Origin of the sequence: Nocardia sp. MH4 (assembly GCF_019266065.1) — a bacterium.
In the GTDB taxonomy this organism is placed as follows: Bacteria; Actinomycetota; Actinomycetes; order Mycobacteriales; family Mycobacteriaceae; genus Nocardia; species Nocardia canadensis.
The window spans coordinates 1-1,292 of sequence record NZ_LPNR01000002.1; the positions used below are offsets into that span (position 1 = coordinate 1).

At 63.4% G+C, this 1,292-nt stretch carries 2 protein-coding genes; both read left to right on the forward strand.

From position 1 onward, the window contains the following. Nucleotides 1–66 precede the first annotated feature (66 nt). Nucleotides 67–372, forward strand: coding sequence for a transposase (locus tag ATM97_RS00010; protein WP_101462844.1), 306 nt, complete (start codon nt 67–69; stop codon nt 370–372). Beyond that, nucleotides 369–1,262 (forward strand): IS3 family transposase, encoded by an 894-nt coding sequence (locus ATM97_RS00015; RefSeq protein WP_218715829.1) that lies wholly within the window; start codon nt 369–371, stop codon nt 1,260–1,262. The genes ATM97_RS00010 and ATM97_RS00015 overlap by 4 nt, the downstream gene beginning before the upstream one ends. Nucleotides 1,263–1,292 lie beyond the last annotated feature (30 nt).

A 1,292-nucleotide genomic window follows, 5' to 3' on the forward strand; every position in this document is an offset into this window, starting at 1 on the left:
TGAGGTTCCCCCGTTTTCACGGAGAGCTCCAACCCGTGGTCCGATAGGACCGGAAGGAGTCGATCAGTGGCAGCACCGAAGAAATATCCGGACGAGTTGAGAGCTCGAGCCGTGCGGTTGTATCGAGAGTCCGATCCCAAGCCGACGATCCGGAAGCTCGCCGAGCAACTCGGGGTGCATCACGAGGCATTGCGGAACTGGATCCGCCAAGCCGAAGCCGATGCCGGCCACCGCCACGACCGCCCGACGACCGACATGGCCGAGGAGAACAAGCAACTCCGTAAACGAGTCGCCGAGCTGGAGCGGGTCAACGCTGTATTGCGTGATGCGAGTGCGTATTTCGCCTCGGAGCTCGGCCAGACCCGGCGGTGATTGTGCGGTTCGTCAATGAATATCCGCAGCACCCGGTCGAGCTCGTATTACGGGTTCTGGGGATCGCGTCCTCGACGTATTACGGCTGGTTGCGGCAGGCGAAGGCGCCGTCACGGCGGAATCTGGTCGACCAAGAGCTCCTGGCCGAGATCGTCGATATCCATACCAGCTCCGGCGGGACTTACGGGTCGCCGCGGGTTCACGCGATGCTGGCCCGGCGCGGGTTCTCGGTCGGCCGCAAACGCGTTGAGCGGTTGATGCGGGGTGCGGGTTTGCAGGGCGCGTTCCTGCGGAAGAAGTGGCGGCTGGGCTCGACCCGACAGGATCGGCGGGCCGCCCCAGCTCCAGATCTGGTCAACCGGGACTTCACTGCCGGCGAGCCGGACCGGCTGTGGGTCGCCGATGCCACCCGCATCGTCTGCGGCGAGGGTGTGTTCTGGCTGGCCGCGGTCCGGGACGCGTTCTCGAACCGAATCGTGGGCTGGAAGTGCTCGGACCGTTGTGACACCGAGCTGGTTCTCGGCGCTCTCGAGTACGCGGTTTGGACCCGCGATGTTCGTGACGGGCAGCTCGTCCATCATTCCGACCGCGGGTCGACCTACACGGCAATCCGGTTCGCTAACCGGTTGGCAGACAACGGGATAGCGCAATCCATGGGTTCAGTCGGAGACAGCTACGACAACGCTCTCATGGAGAACTTCTTCTCCACTCTGAAGACCGAGTTGGTGTATCGGAACAGTTGGCGGACAAGGGAAGACGCCGAGAACGCCTTGTTCGCCTACATCGATGGCTGGTACAACACCCAGCGGATCCAGAAGAGGCTGGGTTGGCGGTCACCCGACGAGTACGAAGCCAGCTACCATGGCCGGGTTCCAGCCGGAACCAGGTAATTCGCTCTCCGGCTCAGCGGGGGAACCTCA